Source organism: Enterococcus pernyi, from assembly GCF_045371165.1.
GTDB lineage: Bacteria > Bacillota > Bacilli > Lactobacillales > Enterococcaceae > Enterococcus_B > Enterococcus_B pernyi.
Genome location: NZ_JBIQDM010000006.1, coordinates 178,599 through 196,101 on the forward strand (window position 1 = coordinate 178,599; position 17,503 = coordinate 196,101).

General features: G+C 38.5%; 13 protein-coding genes. 11 read left to right on the forward strand and 2 right to left on the reverse strand.

Going from position 1 to position 17,503, the window contains the following annotated elements; genetic code table 11:
- Positions 1-127: 127 nt before the first annotated feature.
- Both ACH0AK_RS09320 and ACH0AK_RS09325 read left to right on the forward strand, forming a co-directional pair.
- Positions 128-1,564, forward strand: a complete 1,437-nt coding sequence (locus ACH0AK_RS09320; RefSeq protein WP_019723063.1) for an NCS2 family permease — start codon at positions 128-130, stop codon at positions 1,562-1,564.
- A 155-nt stretch (positions 1,565-1,719) separates the two neighbouring features.
- Positions 1,720-2,916, forward strand: a complete 1,197-nt coding sequence (locus ACH0AK_RS09325; RefSeq protein ID WP_010735844.1) for a multidrug efflux MFS transporter — start codon at positions 1,720-1,722, stop codon at positions 2,914-2,916.
- Positions 2,917-2,961: 45 nt separating this feature from the next.
- Here the strand turns inward: ACH0AK_RS09325 and ACH0AK_RS09330 are convergent, their stop codons facing one another.
- Complete coding sequence (locus ACH0AK_RS09330) at positions 2,962-3,156, reverse strand: YjzD family protein (RefSeq protein WP_010735843.1); 195 nt, start codon at positions 3,154-3,156, stop codon at positions 2,962-2,964.
- Between the two features lie 223 nt (positions 3,157-3,379).
- Between ACH0AK_RS09330 and dnaE the strand changes: the two genes are divergently transcribed.
- From dnaE to pyk, 3 genes are all read left to right on the forward strand, one after another.
- A complete protein-coding gene (gene dnaE, locus ACH0AK_RS09335; protein ID WP_499796865.1) occupies positions 3,380-6,694 on the forward strand; it encodes a DNA polymerase III subunit alpha in 3,315 nt (1,104 codons plus the stop codon).
- Positions 6,695-6,860: 166 nt separating this feature from the next.
- Positions 6,861-7,823 carry a 6-phosphofructokinase gene (pfkA, locus tag ACH0AK_RS09340; protein WP_034691339.1) on the forward strand — a complete coding sequence of 321 codons (963 nt, stop codon included), beginning with the start codon at positions 6,861-6,863 and terminating at the stop codon, positions 7,821-7,823.
- A 128-nt stretch (positions 7,824-7,951) separates the two neighbouring features.
- On the forward strand, positions 7,952-9,736 hold the full coding sequence (pyk, locus tag ACH0AK_RS09345; protein WP_010735840.1) for a pyruvate kinase: 1,785 nt from the start codon (positions 7,952-7,954) through the stop codon (positions 9,734-9,736).
- Between the two features lie 80 nt (positions 9,737-9,816).
- On the opposite strand, the gene ACH0AK_RS09350 is transcribed toward pyk, so the two are convergent.
- Positions 9,817-10,707: a LysR substrate-binding domain-containing protein gene (locus ACH0AK_RS09350; RefSeq protein ID WP_499796866.1), complete on the reverse strand. Its 891-nt coding sequence runs from the start codon at positions 10,705-10,707 to the stop codon at positions 9,817-9,819.
- A 234-nt stretch (positions 10,708-10,941) separates the two neighbouring features.
- Here ACH0AK_RS09350 and ACH0AK_RS09355 point away from each other — a divergent pair, with 234 nt between their 5' ends.
- From ACH0AK_RS09355 to ACH0AK_RS09380, 6 genes are all read left to right on the forward strand, one after another.
- Positions 10,942-11,907, forward strand: a complete 966-nt coding sequence (locus ACH0AK_RS09355; RefSeq protein ID WP_019723059.1) for an AEC family transporter — start codon at positions 10,942-10,944, stop codon at positions 11,905-11,907.
- A gap of 175 nt (positions 11,908-12,082) precedes the next feature.
- On the forward strand, positions 12,083-12,652 hold the full coding sequence (locus ACH0AK_RS09360; protein ID WP_010735837.1) for a YceD family protein: 570 nt from the start codon (positions 12,083-12,085) through the stop codon (positions 12,650-12,652).
- A 57-nt stretch (positions 12,653-12,709) separates the two neighbouring features.
- On the forward strand, positions 12,710-12,889 hold the full coding sequence (gene rpmF, locus ACH0AK_RS09365) for a 50S ribosomal protein L32 (RefSeq protein ID WP_010735836.1): 180 nt from the start codon (positions 12,710-12,712) through the stop codon (positions 12,887-12,889).
- 205 nt (positions 12,890-13,094) lie between these two features.
- Positions 13,095-14,516, forward strand: coding sequence for an NADP-dependent phosphogluconate dehydrogenase (gene gnd, locus ACH0AK_RS09370; protein WP_023519428.1), 1,422 nt, complete (start codon positions 13,095-13,097; stop codon positions 14,514-14,516).
- A 187-nt stretch (positions 14,517-14,703) separates the two neighbouring features.
- The gene (locus ACH0AK_RS09375) at positions 14,704-15,390 is read left to right on the forward strand and encodes a response regulator transcription factor (protein ID WP_010735834.1); all 687 of its coding nucleotides are present in this window, start codon (positions 14,704-14,706) and stop codon (positions 15,388-15,390) included.
- Positions 15,387-16,889, forward strand: coding sequence for a HAMP domain-containing sensor histidine kinase (locus tag ACH0AK_RS09380; protein WP_499796867.1), 1,503 nt, complete (start codon positions 15,387-15,389; stop codon positions 16,887-16,889). Before ACH0AK_RS09375 ends, ACH0AK_RS09380 begins: the two co-directional genes overlap by 4 nt.
- Positions 16,890-17,503: the final 614 nt, after the last annotated feature.

A 17,503-nucleotide genomic window follows, 5' to 3' on the forward strand; every position in this document is an offset into this window, starting at 1 on the left:
AAAGTTTTGTGTTGAAAAACGAATGAAATGTCTATATAATCTATAAATGTTCGACGGAAAATTATATTTGGATTTATTTTTACATATTATATAGTCCGTTAGAAAAAATCAGGGAGTGGAAATTTTTATGGAAAAGTTTTTCCAACTAAAGAAAAATAATACAAATGTACCAACAGAAATAATGGCTGGTGTAACAACGTTTTTTGCCATGAGTTATATATTATTTGTTAATCCGACGATCTTGTCAGCTGCTGGCATGCCATTTCAGGCAGTCTTTTTAGCGACGATCATTGCTTCGATCATCGGTACTTTAGTTATGGGATTATTTGCTAATGTGCCTTATGCACAAGCCCCAGGAATGGGTTTGAATGCTTTCTTCACATTTACAGTTGTTTTTGGGTTAGGTTATTCTTGGCAAGAAGCATTAGCCATGGTCTTTATTTGTGGGTTGATTAATGTATTTATTACAGTAACAAATATTCGGAAAATGATCATCCATGCTATTCCTGAGAGTTTACAACATGCAATCGGCGGTGGTATTGGGATTTTTGTTGCATACGTTGGGATCAAAAATGCTGGATTTTTGTCTTTCTCTGCAGATCAATCAGCGATAACTAGTTCTGTGGTTGATAATGGTCAAGTGACGAATGTGACGATCAACGGTGGCATCGTTCCAGAACTTGCAAACTTTAATAATGCGCCGATCCTACTAGCTGTCATTGGATTAGTTTTGACATCGATCTTAGTTGTTAAAAATGTTCGTGGTGCAATCTTGATCGGTATCGTAGTAACAACGATCATCGGGATCTTGATGGGTGTTGTTGATCTAGGAACGATCGATTGGGAACAAAATTCTTTAGGCAATTCAATCAATGAACTAGGCACGACGTTTGGTGCAGCATTTGGTGCGGAAGGGATGCAATCTTTATTCAGCGATAGCTCTAAGATCCCACAAGTCCTGATGACGATCATTGCCTTTAGTTTATCCGATACATTTGATACGATCGGTACGTTCATCGGTACTGGACGGCGTACAGGTATTTTCTCTAAAGAAGATGAGGAAGCTTTGGAAGATGGACGAGGATTCAAAACTAAAATGGATAAAGCGTTGTTCGCTGACGCAATCGCAACATCGATCGGTGCGATTTTCGGAACATCGAATACAACGACTTATGTCGAATCAGCAGCTGGTATTGGCGCTGGTGGTCGTACAGGTTTGACTTCAGTTGTCGTAGCCGCATTATTTGCTTTAAGTAGCTTATTTTCTCCACTGATCGCTATTGTACCGGCACAAGCAACTGCACCAGCATTGATCTTAGTTGGTGTGATGATGATGGCTTCGTTTGCTGATATCAATTGGTTAGATATGGAAGAAGCATTACCTGCCTTTTTTGCTTCGATCTTCATGGGGTTAGCTTACAGCATCTCTTACGGAATCGCTGCTGGTTTTATCTTCTACACGATCATGAAAGTGATCAAAGGCAAAACAAACGAGATTTCAATTGCTTTGTGGGTTGTTGATATTTTATTCATTCTCAACTTCGTCATTTTAGCAATCATTTAAAAGACATTTTTAATTAGGAGTGAAGAGTAGGCTAACTCTTTGCTCCTATTTTATTTGGTCTATGTCCTCTTTGACAAAAATGAATGATACTGGCACATACGTTGCACACACGTACAAAAATAGGTATGATAATAGAGACGAAAGAAGGGTGATAGATGAAGGTTCAATGGAGAAAAAATTTATTCGTAGCTTGGATAGGCTGCTTTTTTACTGGTTCAAGTATCAGTTTAGTCATGCCGTTCATTCCAGTTTACGTCGAACAACTAGGTACACCTAAGGATCAAATTGAATTATTTTCAGGATTAGCGATTTCAGTAACAGCCTTTGCTGCGGCGATCGTTGCGCCTATTTGGGGAAATCTAGCCGATCGAAAAGGACGGAAAATGATGATGATCCGGGCAGCAGCAGGTATGACGATCACTATGGGATCACTAGCTTTTGTCCCAAATGCTTATTGGCTTTTAGTCATGCGTTTCTTTAATGGGATTTTATCTGGATACATACCTAATGCGACAGCGATGATTGCTTCACAAGCGCCTAAAGAGAAAAGTGGATGGGCGTTAGGCACGCTTTCTACTGGGGCAGTGGCAGGGACGCTGATTGGTCCGTCAATGGGAGGCGCTTTGGCGCAATGGTTCGGAATGGAAAATGTTTTTTTGATTACTGGAGGGTTATTACTGATCACCACGATCTTAACGATTTTCATGGTAAAAGAAGATTTCCAACCGGTAGAGAAAAAAGATATGATCAGTACCAAAGAAGTTTTTGCTAAAATGGATCACTTTTCTGTGTTAGTCGGTTTATTTGTTACTACTCTGATCTTACAGTTAGGGATCACCACGATCAGTCCAATCCTGACATTGTACATTCGGGAATTGAGTGGTGACACATCAAATATCTTATTTGTTAGTGGATTGATTGTTTCAGTATCAGGTGTTTCAGCAGTATTTTCTTCTCCAAGACTGGGGAAATTAGGGGATAAGATCGGAAATCAGAAGGTGCTGTTAGCAGGTTTGGTACTTTCGTTTTGTTGTTACTTACCAATGGCATTTGTGACTACGCCCTTACAATTAGGGATCTTACGTTTTATATTAGGTTTTTCGACAGGTGCGTTGATGCCATCGATCAATACATTGATCAGCAAGATCACACCAGAAGAAGGTGTCAGTCGAGTATACAGCTATAACCAAATGTTTACGAACTTTGGTCAAGTACTAGGACCGATGTTAGGTTCGACAGTCGCTCATGCGTACAATTATAGTACAGTGTTTATTGTGACTAGTCTCTTTGTTCTGACGAATATTCTTTTATCACTATTTAATTTTAGAAAAGTACTTCATCAAAAACTATGATCAAGAAAAAAACAGATTGGAGTATTTCTCCAATCTGTTCGGCTTTTATGAATGTGAAGCGGACGAAGTTTCTTTTTTAGGTGTTGCAACAGCGCTGATCAAAATGACGATCAATCCTGCAACCAATGAAATAATAGTCGTCATGGTAAAATCATATGGGCTACTAGACAATGCACCACCGATATAGCCAACCACTTGACCTAAAATGACTGCCCAAAATAATGTGACGATATATCGCATATCAAACACCTCTTTTCTAAGTTCAGTTTACCAGATTTTTTTTGAATGTAAAGGGAGAAACAGGCATTCAACGTCAGTGGATAGTATAAAAAGTATAGATCGTTCATCGGATGGGAAAAGCATGATGAAAGACGAATACACGTAACCAGTCATACAAGATAACGAGCTGATGTTACGAATATTCCCCTAAAAAGAAAGTGAATGGAAAAGGTGGTATGTAAAAATGTTTCTTCCACAACTTTATACGATCACCTCGTATTCTTTGTTGCAAAGTACGATTCGCATAAACGAATACGTTCGAGAAGCAAAGAAACTAGGCTATCAGACATTAGCGATCACAGATAAGGATGTGCTATCTGGGGCAGCGGAATTTTACCGCATCTGTATGAGTGAAAAAATACAACCAATTATTGGACTGAACTTGACCTACCAGTTTCAAGAACGTCATTATGAGTTACTACTCTACGCAAAAGATAGGATCGGCTACCAACAATTGATCAAGCTCTCAAGCAAGAAAATGATCCGAGAAAAAATCGAGCTTCACGAGATCGATGAACTCGATCATTTGCTTGTCGTTTTACCAACCAAAAAATCGATTGCTGATGACTACGGTGTGTCAGCATTATTTGATAGCCATTGGCAAAGTTTGCAAGAAAAAATAGCATCTTCTCATCTTTATGTAGGTGTCACAGAAGAAACGCCTCTAGAAGCTCCAGAATGGCTAGCTTATTTACGAGCAAATCAATTTCAAATTTGTGCAGTACATCCGATTGCTAGTTTGCACCAAGAGGAACTTTTTTCTTTGGAAACAATGAAACATCTGCGTGAAGGAACGCAACTCTCTTTTGATGAAGTGCGACAAACGACTCGTGATTCATCCACAGGTTTTTTACTTCCCGAAGCAGAATTACGACAAAGATTCATAAACGCAGGATTGGAAGAAGCGTTGAACAATGCGCAGCAATTAGCTAAAACAGTAACTTTTGAATTTCAGTTCCATCAGAAATTACTACCACATTATCCGGTACCAGAAAATCGAAGTGCAGGAGAGTATTTACAGGAACTTTGTCAGAAGCAATTAGGTAAGCGTGTAGAAAAGATCACTGCAGCTTATCAAGAGCGCTTAGATTATGAACTGTCAGTGATCCACCAGATGGGATTTGATGATTATTTCTTGATCGTTTGGGATGTCATGGCTTTTGCTCATAAAAACAACATCGTTACTGGTGCTGGTCGTGGTTCAGCTGCGGGGTCATTAGTCGCCTATGTGTTGGAGATCACAGATGTAGATCCATTGGAGTACGACTTGCTATTTGAACGTTTTTTGAATCCAGAACGATACACGATGCCAGATATCGATCTAGACATTCCTGATAATCGCAGAGAAGAAGTGCTGATTTATGTTCGTGAGAAATATGGTCAATACCATATGGCACAAATCGCCACGTTTGGGACCATGGCAGCTAAAATGGTACTAAGAGACGTGGCACGTGTCTTTGGCCTTTCACAAAGCGAAGCAAATCGTTGGTCTAAAGCGATTCCTAATCAATTGAAAATGACGTTGAATGAGGCTTATCGAACTTCTAACAAGCTGGTTGAATTAGTACAAGCGAGTGAAAAAAATCAATTGTTGTTCCATACTGCAAAAATACTTGAAGGTTTGCCAAGACACGTTTCTACTCATGCAGCTGGTGTCGTTTTAAGTGATAAGAATCTACTAGAGTTAGTTCCTTTACAAAAAGGATCAGATGAAGCATATTTGACTCAGTATACAATGAATGATGTCGAAGCTATTGGGTTGTTAAAAATGGATTTTCTTGGATTAAGAAATCTGTCTATTATCGATTACACAGTGAAAGCAATCAAACGTGTCGAAAACAAAGATATCGAACTAAAAGAAATACCATTAGATGATCCTAAAACTTTACAGCTTTTCCAACGTGGCGAAACAACAGGGGTCTTTCAATTCGAATCTGCCGGGATTCGGAATGTCTTGCGAAGATTAGGACCAGAAAACATTGAAGATATTGCCGCTGTCAACGCCTTGTATCGTCCTGGGCCAATGCAAAATATCGATACATTTATCGCTCGTAAGAAAGGGAAGGAAAGAATCCATTATCCCGACGATTCACTACAACCGATGTTGAAAAATACGTATGGCGTCATTGTGTATCAGGAACAAATTATGCAGATTGCTTCAACCATGGCTGGATTTTCTCTTGGACAAGCGGATATTTTGAGGCGAGCAATCAGTAAAAAGAAAAAAGACGTGATTGATCAAGAAAGAGATCATTTTGTTCAAGGTGCCAACCAACAAGGGTACAGTAAGGAAAAGGCCAATGAAGTGTACGAATATATCGAACGCTTTGCTAACTATGGGTTCAATCGTTCCCACGCGTTTGCTTACTCCTTTGTTGGCTTTCAAATGGCCTATCTCAAAGTTCATCACCCTGGTGCATTTTTTATGAGTTTGATGAATTCCGTCCGTCACAACACGGCAAAGTTAAAAGAGTATATTGCTGAGGCAAAAAAGTATAAAATAAAGCTGACCCCTCCATCCATCAATCAAAGTTTTTATGGTTTTGAGCTGACGGATAAAGGAACCATTCGTTTTGGATTGACAGCAATCAAAGGTGTTCGTCGAGATTTTGTTGAGGAGATCATTCGTGAACGAAAAGAAAATGGGCCATTCCGTTCGGTTGATCAGTTTCTGATTCGTATCAATAAACGTTGGCTCAAATTGGAGTTGCTACAAACGTTAGTTGCATCAGGTGTTTTTGATGAATTAGTAGGAAACCGCAGACAGTTGATGTTGGATCTGGAAGGTAAGATCCAAAACATCTTATATAGTGGTGGTAGTTTAGACCTTTTAGATATCATGGCTTTAAAAGAGGAAGAAGTCGCAGATTATAGCCTCGAAGAGAAGCTTCAATTAGAAGAAGAGCATTTAGGTGTCTATTTATCTGGTCATCCGACAGAAGGGTATGAGCGACTTAAATTAGCAAAAAAAGTCCATTTAGTCACAGAAATCGTCCCTAAACAAGCTACAAATGTTTTAGTGATGGTCAAAGAGGTAAGAGAGATCCGTACGAAAAAAGGAGCGTTGATGGCTTTTGTCAGCGGAACAGATAGTAGTGGAGAAATAGCTATTACCGTTTTTCCAGAGCTGTACCGACAAGCGCGTCCATTATTCAAAGAAAATCAAGTGATTTTCGTGCAAGGACGTTCAGAAATCAGTAAATACAATCAAGAATTGCAGCTGATTGCAGAAGTAGTCGCTGATCCTGAAGAATTGCAACAGCAGTATCCAGAACAAACGTGTTATTTGAGAATCAGAGAAGAGGCAGATCAACCAGATACGATGAAACAACTGCAAGAATTGTTCAAAAAATTCCCAGGATATATTCCTATTGTGATGTATCATGAAAAAGACCAACGAAAAGTTGTGTTATCTGAAGCCTTTTGGCTCGATGGTTCAGACAGTCTCAAGAAGCAATTAGCTTACCTTTTAAAAGAAGAAAATGTTGTTTTCAAATAACTTACGGTAAAAGATACTATTTGCTTTCATTTTTTTTCATTTTTTTATCAGGAAATCAAGACAAGTGAGCAAAATAATGTTAGAATGTTAGTCGTGGTTAATACAAAGAAGGTTATAAACCTAAGTCTTGCTTAGGATAAAGTAATTTAATGAGGTGAAGATGAATATGAAACGCATCGGAATTTTGACTAGTGGTGGAGATGCTCCTGGGATGAATGCAGCAGTTCGTGCAGTCGTTCGTAAAGGTATATATGAAGGATTGGAAGTTTACGGGATCAATTATGGTTTTGCTGGACTAGTTGCCGGAGATATCCGTCGATTAGATGTTGCAGATGTCGGTGATAAGATCCAACGCGGAGGTACATTCTTATACTCTGCACGTTATCCTGAATTTGCAACAGAAGAAGGACAATTAAAAGGAATCGAACAATTGAAAAAATTCGGTATCGAAGGTCTTGTTGTGATCGGTGGCGATGGTTCTTACCATGGCGCGATGGCTTTGACTAAACGTGGTTTCCCAGCAGTGGGTGTACCAGGTACGATCGATAACGATATTCCAGGAACTGATTTTACGATCGGTTTTGATACAGCAATCAACACAGTATTAGAATCAATCGACCGTATCCGTGATACAGCAACTTCGCACGTTCGTACATTCGTGATCGAAGTGATGGGACGTAATGCTGGAGATATCGCTTTATGGTCAGGTGTTGCTGGTGGAGCGGATGAGATCATCATTCCTGAGCATGATTTTGATATGGCAGTTGTTGCCAAAAAAATCCAAGATGGCCGCGATCGTGGCAAAAAACATTGCTTGATCATTTTGGCAGAAGGCGTAATGGGCGGAAACGAATTTGCAGAAAAATTGTCAGAATATGGCGATTATCATACACGTGTATCGATCTTAGGACACGTTGTACGTGGTGGTTCACCAACTGCACGCGACCGTGTATTAGCAAGTAAATTTGGTGCACATGCTGTTGAACTATTGCAACAAGGTAAAGGTGGTTTGTGTATCGGTATTCGCGACAACGATATCGTTGAGGCTGATATCATCGACACACTAGAAAATAACAAACACCAACCAGATTTATCATTATATGACTTGAACAACTCACTTTCTTTCTAATAAAGAAAAGTAGTCAGATAAATCAATAGATATATATGGGAGTGGGAAGCAGGTCTTCCCAATATCTAACAGATATTTAAGCTTTGAATGGCTTTAAATAAACAATTTGAATGGGAGAGTTTTGTAAAATGAAAAAAACGAAAATCGTTAGTACATTAGGACCAGCCAGTAATTCAGTAGAAACTATTTCTAAATTGATTGAATCTGGAGCAAATGTCTTCCGCTTCAACTTTTCACATGGTGACCATGAAGAACAATTATCACGTATGGTAATGGTTCGCGAAGCAGTGAAGAAAACTGGTAAAGATGTTGGCATCCTTTTAGATACAAAAGGTGCAGAAATCCGTACAACAGTTCAAGGCACAACTGAAGAAGATTTTGGCCGTGCAGGCTACATCAAATTTGAAGTTGGCGACAAAACACGCATCTCAATGGACCCTGAACATGTAGGTTCAAAAGAAAAAATCGCAGTAACTTATCCAGGTCTTTTTGAAGACGTTCATGTAGGTGGACATATCTTATTCGATGATGGTTTGATCGACATGGAAATCATTGAAAAAGATGAAGCAACGCGTGAATTAGTAGTAGAAGTGAAAAATGCAGGTATGCTGGGATCACGTAAAGGTGTTAACGCACCAGGCGTTTCAATCAGCTTACCAGGTATTACACCAAAAGATGCAGACGATATCCGCTTCGGACTAGATAACGACATCGACTTCATCGCTGCAAGTTTTGTTCGTAAAGCACAAGACGTATTAGATATTCGTGAAATTTTAGAAGAAAAAGACATGACACATGTTCAAATCTTCCCTAAAATCGAATCTCAAGAAGGTATCGACAACATTGATGAAATCATCAAAGTTTCTGATGGTATCATGATTGCTCGTGGAGACATGGGTGTTGAGATCCCTGCTGAATTAGTACCAATGGTTCAAAAACGTATCATCAAAAAATGTAACGCTGCGGGTATCCCAGTAATCACTGCAACACAAATGTTAGAATCAATGCAAGAAAACCCACGTCCAACACGTGCGGAAGCATCTGACGTTGCCAATGCAGTATTTGACGGAACAGACGCAACAATGTTATCAGGTGAATCAGCAAATGGTGACTATCCTGTTGAAGCTGTTGCAACAATGGCTCGTATCGACCAACAAGCTGAATTAGCATTAGCAGAATTAGGTTCATTCCAATTAAATGAATTTGACAAAACTGATGTAACAGAAACAATCGGTCTATCAGTGGCACGTGCTGCGAAAAACTTAGGCGTAAAAACAATCGTTGCTGCAACTGAATCTGGTTATACAGCAAAAATGATCTCTAAATACCGTCCAGATGCTGATATCTTAGCTGTCACATTTGACGAACGCACAAAACGTGGTTTGATGCTTAACTGGGGTGTATATCCAACAGTTGCAGAAAAACCAACAACAACAGACGAAATGTTTGAATTAGCTGCGAAAAAAGCAGTCGAATTAGGTTTCGCTTCAGAAGGTGACTTGATCTTGATCACTGCTGGTGTACCAGTTGGTGAACGTGGAACAACAAACGTAATGAAGATTCAAATGATTGGTTCAAAATTGCTTGAAGCACAAGGAATCGGTCAACAATCTGTTGTAGCGAACGCTGTAGTTGCTTCATCAGCAGCAGAAGCAATCAAAAAAGCAAAAGATGGTATGGTATTAGTTGTTCCTTCAACTGACAAAGAATTCATGCCTGCAATCGAAAAAGCAGCAGCAGTAGTTGTTGAAGAAGGCGGTTTGACTTCACATGCAGCAGTTGTGGGAATTGCACAAGATATTCCTGTAATCGTTGGTGCGAAAGATGCAACTTCAACGATCAAAGATGGTGAATTGATCACTGTTGACGCTCGTCGTGGTATCGTTTATCGCGGAGAAACAACAGCTATCTAATTGAAATCAAAATCAAAAAGAGTGTTGAGAGAAATCTCAGCACTCTTTTTTTGTTTTTTATTGTGTGTGAGTTGAGCAAGTCATTTTTGGGTTTTCATAAATTCATGGATGACTTCGATCACGTTTTCATGTAAAACCGTTGGTAACTGCTGTGCACGAGTGGCTAATGAAATCAAAAAACGTGGTTGAGCAGTATCTGCTAAAGGAATAGCTACGAGATTATCTTCAGGATGAATCGCGATCTCGGTGAGAAAGCCAATCCCGATATTTTCTCGGATCATGCTTTTCAAAATAGTTAAGTCATTACTCTGATAAACGATCTTAGGTACAATATGCGTTTGCTTAGAAAGCTTTGTAAACGCAGCAGGATGGACGTAGTGTTCATTTAATAAAACAAATTGATCGTTGACTAGCTCCTTAAAAGAAACGCTTGTACGATCTGCTAGAGGGTGTGAAGGGGACACAACGATCATGAAGCATTTATCCAACAATGGCTCGACTTCTAGCTTTTGATCAACGATCGGTTGCGTTGATCCAAGAATCGCAAGATCAATCCGCCCTTGATGAATCATGCCATAGAGATCACGAGAACCTCCGTCGATGATATCGATTTGACCCATTAATTGATGCTTGATAAAATAGCTCGATAATTTTGGGAAATATTCATTGCCAATGATAGGTGGCATACCAAAGCGCAATTTTTTCTTTTGTAGCTGAGCAATCTCTGCCTTAGCAAGTGTAATTTCTTGTAAGACGGATTGTGCATGGATCAATAATTGCTTACCAGCAGGATTGATAATCAATTCATGATGGGAACGATCTCTTGTAATCAGTGTGGCACCAATTTCTTTTTCTAGGCGTTGTAAGGCATAAGTAATCGTCGGTTGACTGACCTCAAAAAACTTAGCCACCTTAGTAAAGTTTTTTTGTTTGACGATTTGAACATAGTATTCAAGATCTCTTGTATTCATGAATCGATTCGCTCCCTTGACATATAAATAATGTTTATTGTAATCGATAATTTTGACTATAACAAACCTAAAAGACTACACTTAAAAAAGAAATAAGTAATCTGCTAGGCTAGTGGCACGCGAATCGTCTTTTAGATTAAAACAAAAAATAGAAGAAGCAACATGTTTGAGCAGTGCTGGCTCATATCTACAAAGAGATTGCTTCACTAAATGGTTACTGAGGAGATGGAAGAAATGGTATTTTTTCAATCAATTGAAAGTGTGATCAGTATAATCTTGATGATTGGATTAGGCTATGTACTAAAAAGCTTGGGGTGGTTTGATGAACAGTTTGGGGGAAGTATCTCTTCCTTGATCACTAAAGTAGCTTTACCCGCCTCGATTTTTGTTTCAGTTATGAAGAATTTAACTAAAAGCAGTTTGATTGAACTATCTGGAAGTTTGATATATCCGATCGCTGCAGTGATCATTTCCTACTTGATTGCTTATGTACTAACAAAATTACTCAAGATACAACCAGGTAGACGGGGGATTTTTATGAATGCAGTAGTGAATGCCAATACGATATTTATTGGCTTGCCACTCAATATTGCCCTTTTTGGCGAAGCCTCTTTACCTTACTTTTTAATTTATTATGTGACAAATACCGTATCGACCTGGGCATTTGGTGTGTTTTTGATCGCTAATGATGACCCGACAAAAGATCGAACAGAAAAGAAAACGAAGCTGAATTGGAAAAAGCTTTTGCCAGCGCCTTTATTAGGTTTTATCCTTGCGCTTTTCTTCTTGGTGTTAGAGATCCCTGTACCTGATTTTGTCAATTCAACACTAAATTATGTAGGCGGGATCGTGACGCCATTATCATTGATCTATATCGGAATTGTTTTATACGATGCAGGGTTGAAAAGTATTCGATTTGATCGGGATACGATCGTGGCTTTGATCGGTCGATTTATCTTAGCACCAGCTATATTGATTGGACTGATGGTAATAGGTAAATATGCCTTTGGTGCAGAACTAGCCCCTCTACTGAAACAAACGTTGATCGTACAGTCAGCTACACCTATGCTAGCTGTCTTACCAATCCTTGCAAATGAAGCACACGGTGATGTGAAGTATGCAACGAATCTTGTCACGACGAGTACCTTACTATTTGTGTTCGTTGTACCTATTTTAATGCAATTGATCCAATACATTTGATATCTGATCAAACGGTGATAGCTAGCGACAAAGTAAACGCAGAGCGAATAAATCTCACGTAGATGAGAAAAACGCTCTGTGTTTTTTTATGAAGTGTAAGGTGTCAAGAAAATTTCATTGACAACCGACTTTTTGCCCTGTATAATAGCTTTTGTTGCTTAGGAGTGATGAAACTATGAAATGGTCTTTATTGGAATTGAGAAAATACCAAGAGACACCGTTAACTTTTCATGAGACCCTTGACGTAAAAAAGGCTCTTATGAAGCGAGACGATTCAATTTTAGATGTTGCGCCTGTGGAAGTCGAAGGTCTAGTCTCAGTAGATAACAAAGGCTATCTCGTTCATTACACTGCGCAGACGACACTGACTGTTCCGTCCACTCGTTCATTGACACCAGTTGAATTACCAATCAAACTGTCTGTAGATGAATTGTTTATGACGATGGAGCAATACCAACGTAGAGATGTACAGTTACCTTCAGAAGAGATCCTCTTAATCGAAGGAACGCATCTAGATGTGACAGAGTCGATCGAAGACAACATTTTATTGGCGATTCCGATGCGTGTACTCACAGAAGAAGAAGAGCATTCCACTGAATTACCGAAAGGGAACGATTGGGAAGTGCTATCCGAAGAAGAGTACGAAAAACGCAAAACGGAAGAAGCTGAGACAAAAGTAGATCCTCGTCTTGCAAAACTATCAGAATTTTTTGATTCAGCATCAGAAGAAGATGATAACGCGTAAGATTGGAATATATTGTATCAAATATTGATACGAGACTTTACAAGGAGGTGTAGCAAAATGGCAGTACCAGCTAGAAGAACATCGAAAGCTAAAAAAGCAAAACGTCGTACTCATTACAAATTGACAATCAAAGGATTGAACGAATGTCCAAACTGTGGTGAAATGAAAAAAAGCCATCACGTATGTGCAAGTTGTGGTTACTACGATGGTAAGGACGTAATGTCTAAAGAAGCTTAATACATTTTATTTAGAAAATGTAAAACCTCAAGGCTAACCATGGAGCCTTGAGGTTTATTTTTTTGATTCTGAAATAACAATTGTATTCGGAATGATAAGAAGTAAGAAACATCACCGATTCGTACTTATTTGGTTTGCAAGTAAGCTATGTTAAGCTATAATTAGAGAGATTAGGGAGAACATCCCATATGTAGGAGGAGTTTATATGTCAAAACAACAAATCGGCGTTGTCGGAATGGCCGTCATGGGTAAAAATCTAGCCCTTAACATTGAAAGCCGCGGCTACTCTGTTGCACTATTCAACCGTACAGGAGCAAAAACAACAGATGTGGTAGAAGAACATCCAGACAAAAACTTCAAAGCAACATACACGATCGAAGAATTTGTTGATTCAATCGAAAAACCACGTCGTATTCTTTTGATGGTCAAAGCAGGACCAGCAACAGATGCAACGATCCAAGAATTATTACCACATTTAGACAAAGGTGATATTTTGATCGATGGCGGGAATACCTTCTTCCAAGATACGATTCGTCGAAATGAAGAATTAGCCAACTCTGGTATCAATTTTATCGGGACTGGTGTTTCAGGTGGAGAAGAAGGTGCGTTGAAAGGACCTTCGATCATGCCTGGTGGACAAAAAGAAGCGTATGAATTAGTTGCACCGATCCTTGAACAAATTTCTGCAAAAGCAGAAGACGGCACCCCTTGTGTAACTTACATTGGTCCAAATGGTGCAGGTCATTATGTCAAAATGGTCCACAATGGGATCGAGTATGGTGATATGCAACTGATTGCTGAATCTTATGACTTGATGAAAAATATTTTAGGTTTATCTGTCGATGAGATGGCTGATATCTTCAAAGAATGGAACGAAGGTGAATTAGATAGCTACTTGATCGAAATCACTGCGGACATTTTGACACGTAAAGACGATGAAGGTACAGGTCAACCGATCGTAGACGTGATCCTTGATGCTGCAGGGAATAAAGGAACAGGGAAATGGACAAGTCAAAGTGCTTTAGACCTTGGTGTGCCACTTCCATTGATCACAGAGTCTGTCTTTGCCCGTTATATCTCTGCATACAAAGATGAACGTTTACAAGCAAGCAAAATCTTGACACATACGAATGATTTTGAATTCAACGGCGATAAAAAAGAATTTATCGAAAAAATTCGTGAAGCGTTATACTTCAGCAAAATCATGAGCTATGCACAAGGGTTTGCACAGCTACGTGTCGCATCGAAAGACTATGGCTGGGATTTACCATTCGGTGAAATTGCAAAAATCTGGCGTGCCGGCTGTATCATCCGTGCTCGTTTCTTACAAAAAATCACTGATGCCTACGAAAACAATCCTGACATTGAAAATCTATTATTGGATGACTACTTTGTTGAGATCACTAAGAAATACCAACAAGCCGTGCGAGAAGTTGTTGCGTTAGCTGTTCAAGCAGGCGTACCGGTACCAACATTCTCTTCAGCGATTGCTTACTTTGATTCATACAGAGCCGAACGTTTGCCTGCAAATATCATCCAAGCACAACGTGATTATTTTGGCGCACACACGTATGAACGTGTTGACAAAGAAGGAATCTTCCATTACTCATGGTATAACGAAGATTAATCAGCTTCTTTATTCTTCAACATGCTAAACAAATAAGTAATAAATGAAAGAGCTGAGGTCATTTTATAGAGGGCGACTTCAGCTCTTTTTTAAAATAGTATTCCATGATAAAATGATTATAGATTTTAAATTAACTATTGGTATAATAATGGAGTTTAGAAGCCTAGGAGAGAAAGGACAAAATTGAATGAGTAATATTCTAATCATTGAAGATGAGAAAAACTTAGCCCGATTTGTCGAGTTAGAATTAAAACATGAAGGGTATAATGCTGAAGTACATTACAATGGACGAACAGGTCTGGATGCTGCTTTGAATAATGAGTGGGATGCAATTTTATTAGACTTGATGTTACCTGAATTGAACGGACTTGAAGTTTGTCGTCGCGTACGCCAAGCGAAAAATACACCAATTATCATGATGACTGCGAGAGATTCTGTCATTGATAGAGTTTCTGGTTTAGATCATGGTGCAGATGATTACATCGTCAAACCATTTGCAATCGAAGAATTGTTAGCGCGTCTACGTGCTTTATTACGCCGCATCGACATCGAAGGAGACAAAAATGTGGCAAAACAAACAACGATCACTTATCGCGACTTAACGATCGAAAAAGAAAATAGAGTCGTACGTCGTGGCAATGAAGTCATTGAATTAACGAAGCGTGAATATGAACTATTACTTACTTTGATGGAAAATGTCAACGTGGTACTTGCACGGGATGTTTTATTAAACAAAGTTTGGGGCTACGAAACCGAAGTGGAAACAAACGTAGTGGATGTGTATATTCGTTATCTCCGTAATAAAATCGACGTTCCTGGTGAGGAAAGCTATATTCAAACAGTACGTGGGACTGGTTACGTGATGCGCTCGTGAGCAATTACAATCAAACCGAAAAAAGAGAACTTAAAGGTCCATCCTTGACGATCAAGTGGGCCTTTGCAAGTTCTTTCTTCATATTTGTCGTCTTTACGATTTTTGCAGTGATCACCTATAAATCATCGATCAATCTGATCGTAGCTAAGGAAAGAGCAAATGTCGAACATACCATTTCTGAAGCGGCTTCTCGTTTATCAAATTCAGATGAGGAGTTGACATTGATCAATGCCTATCGAAACTTGACGAACGCTGACCAAACCGGTGGTACTGGAGATGATACTGGTGTCATTGAAGGGAACTTGATGAAAATCGACTCCTTTATTTCCGAACTTGGTCAAGCATCGATGGATCTGTATGTTTACGATCTGGATGAAAAATTGATTTTTAAAACACACGAAAAAAGTCGTTCATTGATCCAAACGACCAGGAAGATCCCAACGATCGTTACTTTAGACGGGAAAACTGGCTTTTTATCGATCCAACCTATTTATTCTAAACAAACAAGAGAAAAAATCGGCTATACTCAAACGTTTTATGAACTTTCATCTTTCTATGATATAAGAAATAATCTTTTGTTGACTTTGATCGTGCTAGAGATTGTCTCCTTGATACTAAGTAGTATCTTAGGTTTCTTCCTATCTTCCTACTTCTTAAAACCGTTAAAAGTATTACGAGATACGATGGATACGATCCGTAAAGATCCACAATCAGATATCCATATGCCAGAGATTGATACAGATGATGAGTTAGCAGACCTTGCTGAGATCTTCAATGAAATGCTAGATCGTATGCGTCTGTATATCGAACAACAAGAACAATTTGTGGAAGATGTATCACATGAATTAAGAACACCTGTAGCAATTATTGAAGGGCATCTCAGCTTATTGAATCGCTGGGGGAAAGATGATCCCGAAATTTTAGAAGAATCCCTAACTGCAAGTATGCAAGAAATCAGTCGGATGAAAAGCTTAGTACAAGAAATGCTAGATCTATCACGTGCAGAGCAAGTGGATGTTTATTATGCCAACGAAACGACGAATGCAAAAGAAGTGACTTACCAAGTATTCAATAATTTTAAATTACTTTATCCTGATTATGTTATTACACTGGATGATGACTTACCTAAAGAAGTAACACTACAAATTTTTAGAAATCATTTTGAACAATTGATTATCATCATTTTAGATAATGCGGTAAAGTATTCAACGACAAGAAAAGAAGTCCATATCTCCATTTCATCCACGCTTAGCGAATTTGAGATCGCGATCCAAGATTTTGGTGAGGGAATACCTGAAGAGGACTTGAAGAAAATATTTAATCGTTTTTATCGTGTAGATAAAGCAAGAGCACGAACAAAAGGTGGAAATGGCTTAGGATTGTCGATTGCCAAACAACTTGTAGAAAGCTATAAAGGAAGAATATTAGCAGAGAGTGTAGTAGGGCAAGGGACGATTTTTAGAATTTTTGTACCAATTGTACGAACAGAAGACAAGTAAAGTGATGACTTTGCTTGTTTTTTTTTTATGGGTTTATCGACAAACTTCCCTAGGCTATTGATTTCTAAGAAGTTCTTACGTAGCTTTCCCCTTAAAAAGAGACGAACTTTAATTGAGAAATACTAGAATAATACAATTAAATAACATCAAAAAACTGTTGATTTTTAAACATCTTCTACGAATATTCGGCTTTGAAAATAATCGTTGAAAAAAGCATTTTTTCTATTGCAATTTTTTTAAGTCCTTGATATATTATTATTTGTTCTGACAAAGCAGTAAGAAACGTCATGATAAATTGTTGAATTTAAATGTTGACGAGGTTTTGATGCTGTGTTATAATAACGAAGTCGTTAAAAATAAGGCGATAAAAACCTTAATATACCAACAAAAAAGTTGTTGACAAATAACAACTGAGATGATATATTAATGAAGTCGCCAAGAAACAACGACAAACAACTTTCTAAGTTAAGAAAGAAAAACTTGTTGACAACTTCTTAAAGAAATGTTAAGATATAAAAGTTGTTAAATAAGAAAGAATAGACCTTTGAAAACTGAACAAAGTAAGACAAACCAAATGTGTAGGGCGTCTTGATTCAATTCAAGACAACAAACAT

Coding starts and splice junctions, on each gene's coding strand:
- ACH0AK_RS09375 (WP_010735834.1), top strand. CDS start 14,704: ATGAGTAATATTCTAATCATTGAAGATGAGAAAAACTTAGCCCGATTT.
- ACH0AK_RS09325 (WP_010735844.1), top strand. CDS start 1,720: ATGAAGGTTCAATGGAGAAAAAATTTATTCGTAGCTTGGATAGGCTGC.
- gnd (WP_023519428.1), top strand. CDS start 13,095: ATGTCAAAACAACAAATCGGCGTTGTCGGAATGGCCGTCATGGGTAAA.
- pfkA (WP_034691339.1), top strand. CDS start 6,861: ATGAAACGCATCGGAATTTTGACTAGTGGTGGAGATGCTCCTGGGATG.
- ACH0AK_RS09320 (WP_019723063.1), top strand. CDS start 128: ATGGAAAAGTTTTTCCAACTAAAGAAAAATAATACAAATGTACCAACA.
- ACH0AK_RS09355 (WP_019723059.1), top strand. CDS start 10,942: ATGGTATTTTTTCAATCAATTGAAAGTGTGATCAGTATAATCTTGATG.
- ACH0AK_RS09360 (WP_010735837.1), top strand. CDS start 12,083: ATGAAATGGTCTTTATTGGAATTGAGAAAATACCAAGAGACACCGTTA.
- ACH0AK_RS09350 (WP_499796866.1), bottom strand. CDS start 10,707: ATGAATACAAGAGATCTTGAATACTATGTTCAAATCGTCAAACAAAAA.
- dnaE (WP_499796865.1), top strand. CDS start 3,380: ATGTTTCTTCCACAACTTTATACGATCACCTCGTATTCTTTGTTGCAA.
- ACH0AK_RS09330 (WP_010735843.1), bottom strand. CDS start 3,156: ATGCGATATATCGTCACATTATTTTGGGCAGTCATTTTAGGTCAAGTG.
- rpmF (WP_010735836.1), top strand. CDS start 12,710: ATGGCAGTACCAGCTAGAAGAACATCGAAAGCTAAAAAAGCAAAACGT.
- pyk (WP_010735840.1), top strand. CDS start 7,952: ATGAAAAAAACGAAAATCGTTAGTACATTAGGACCAGCCAGTAATTCA.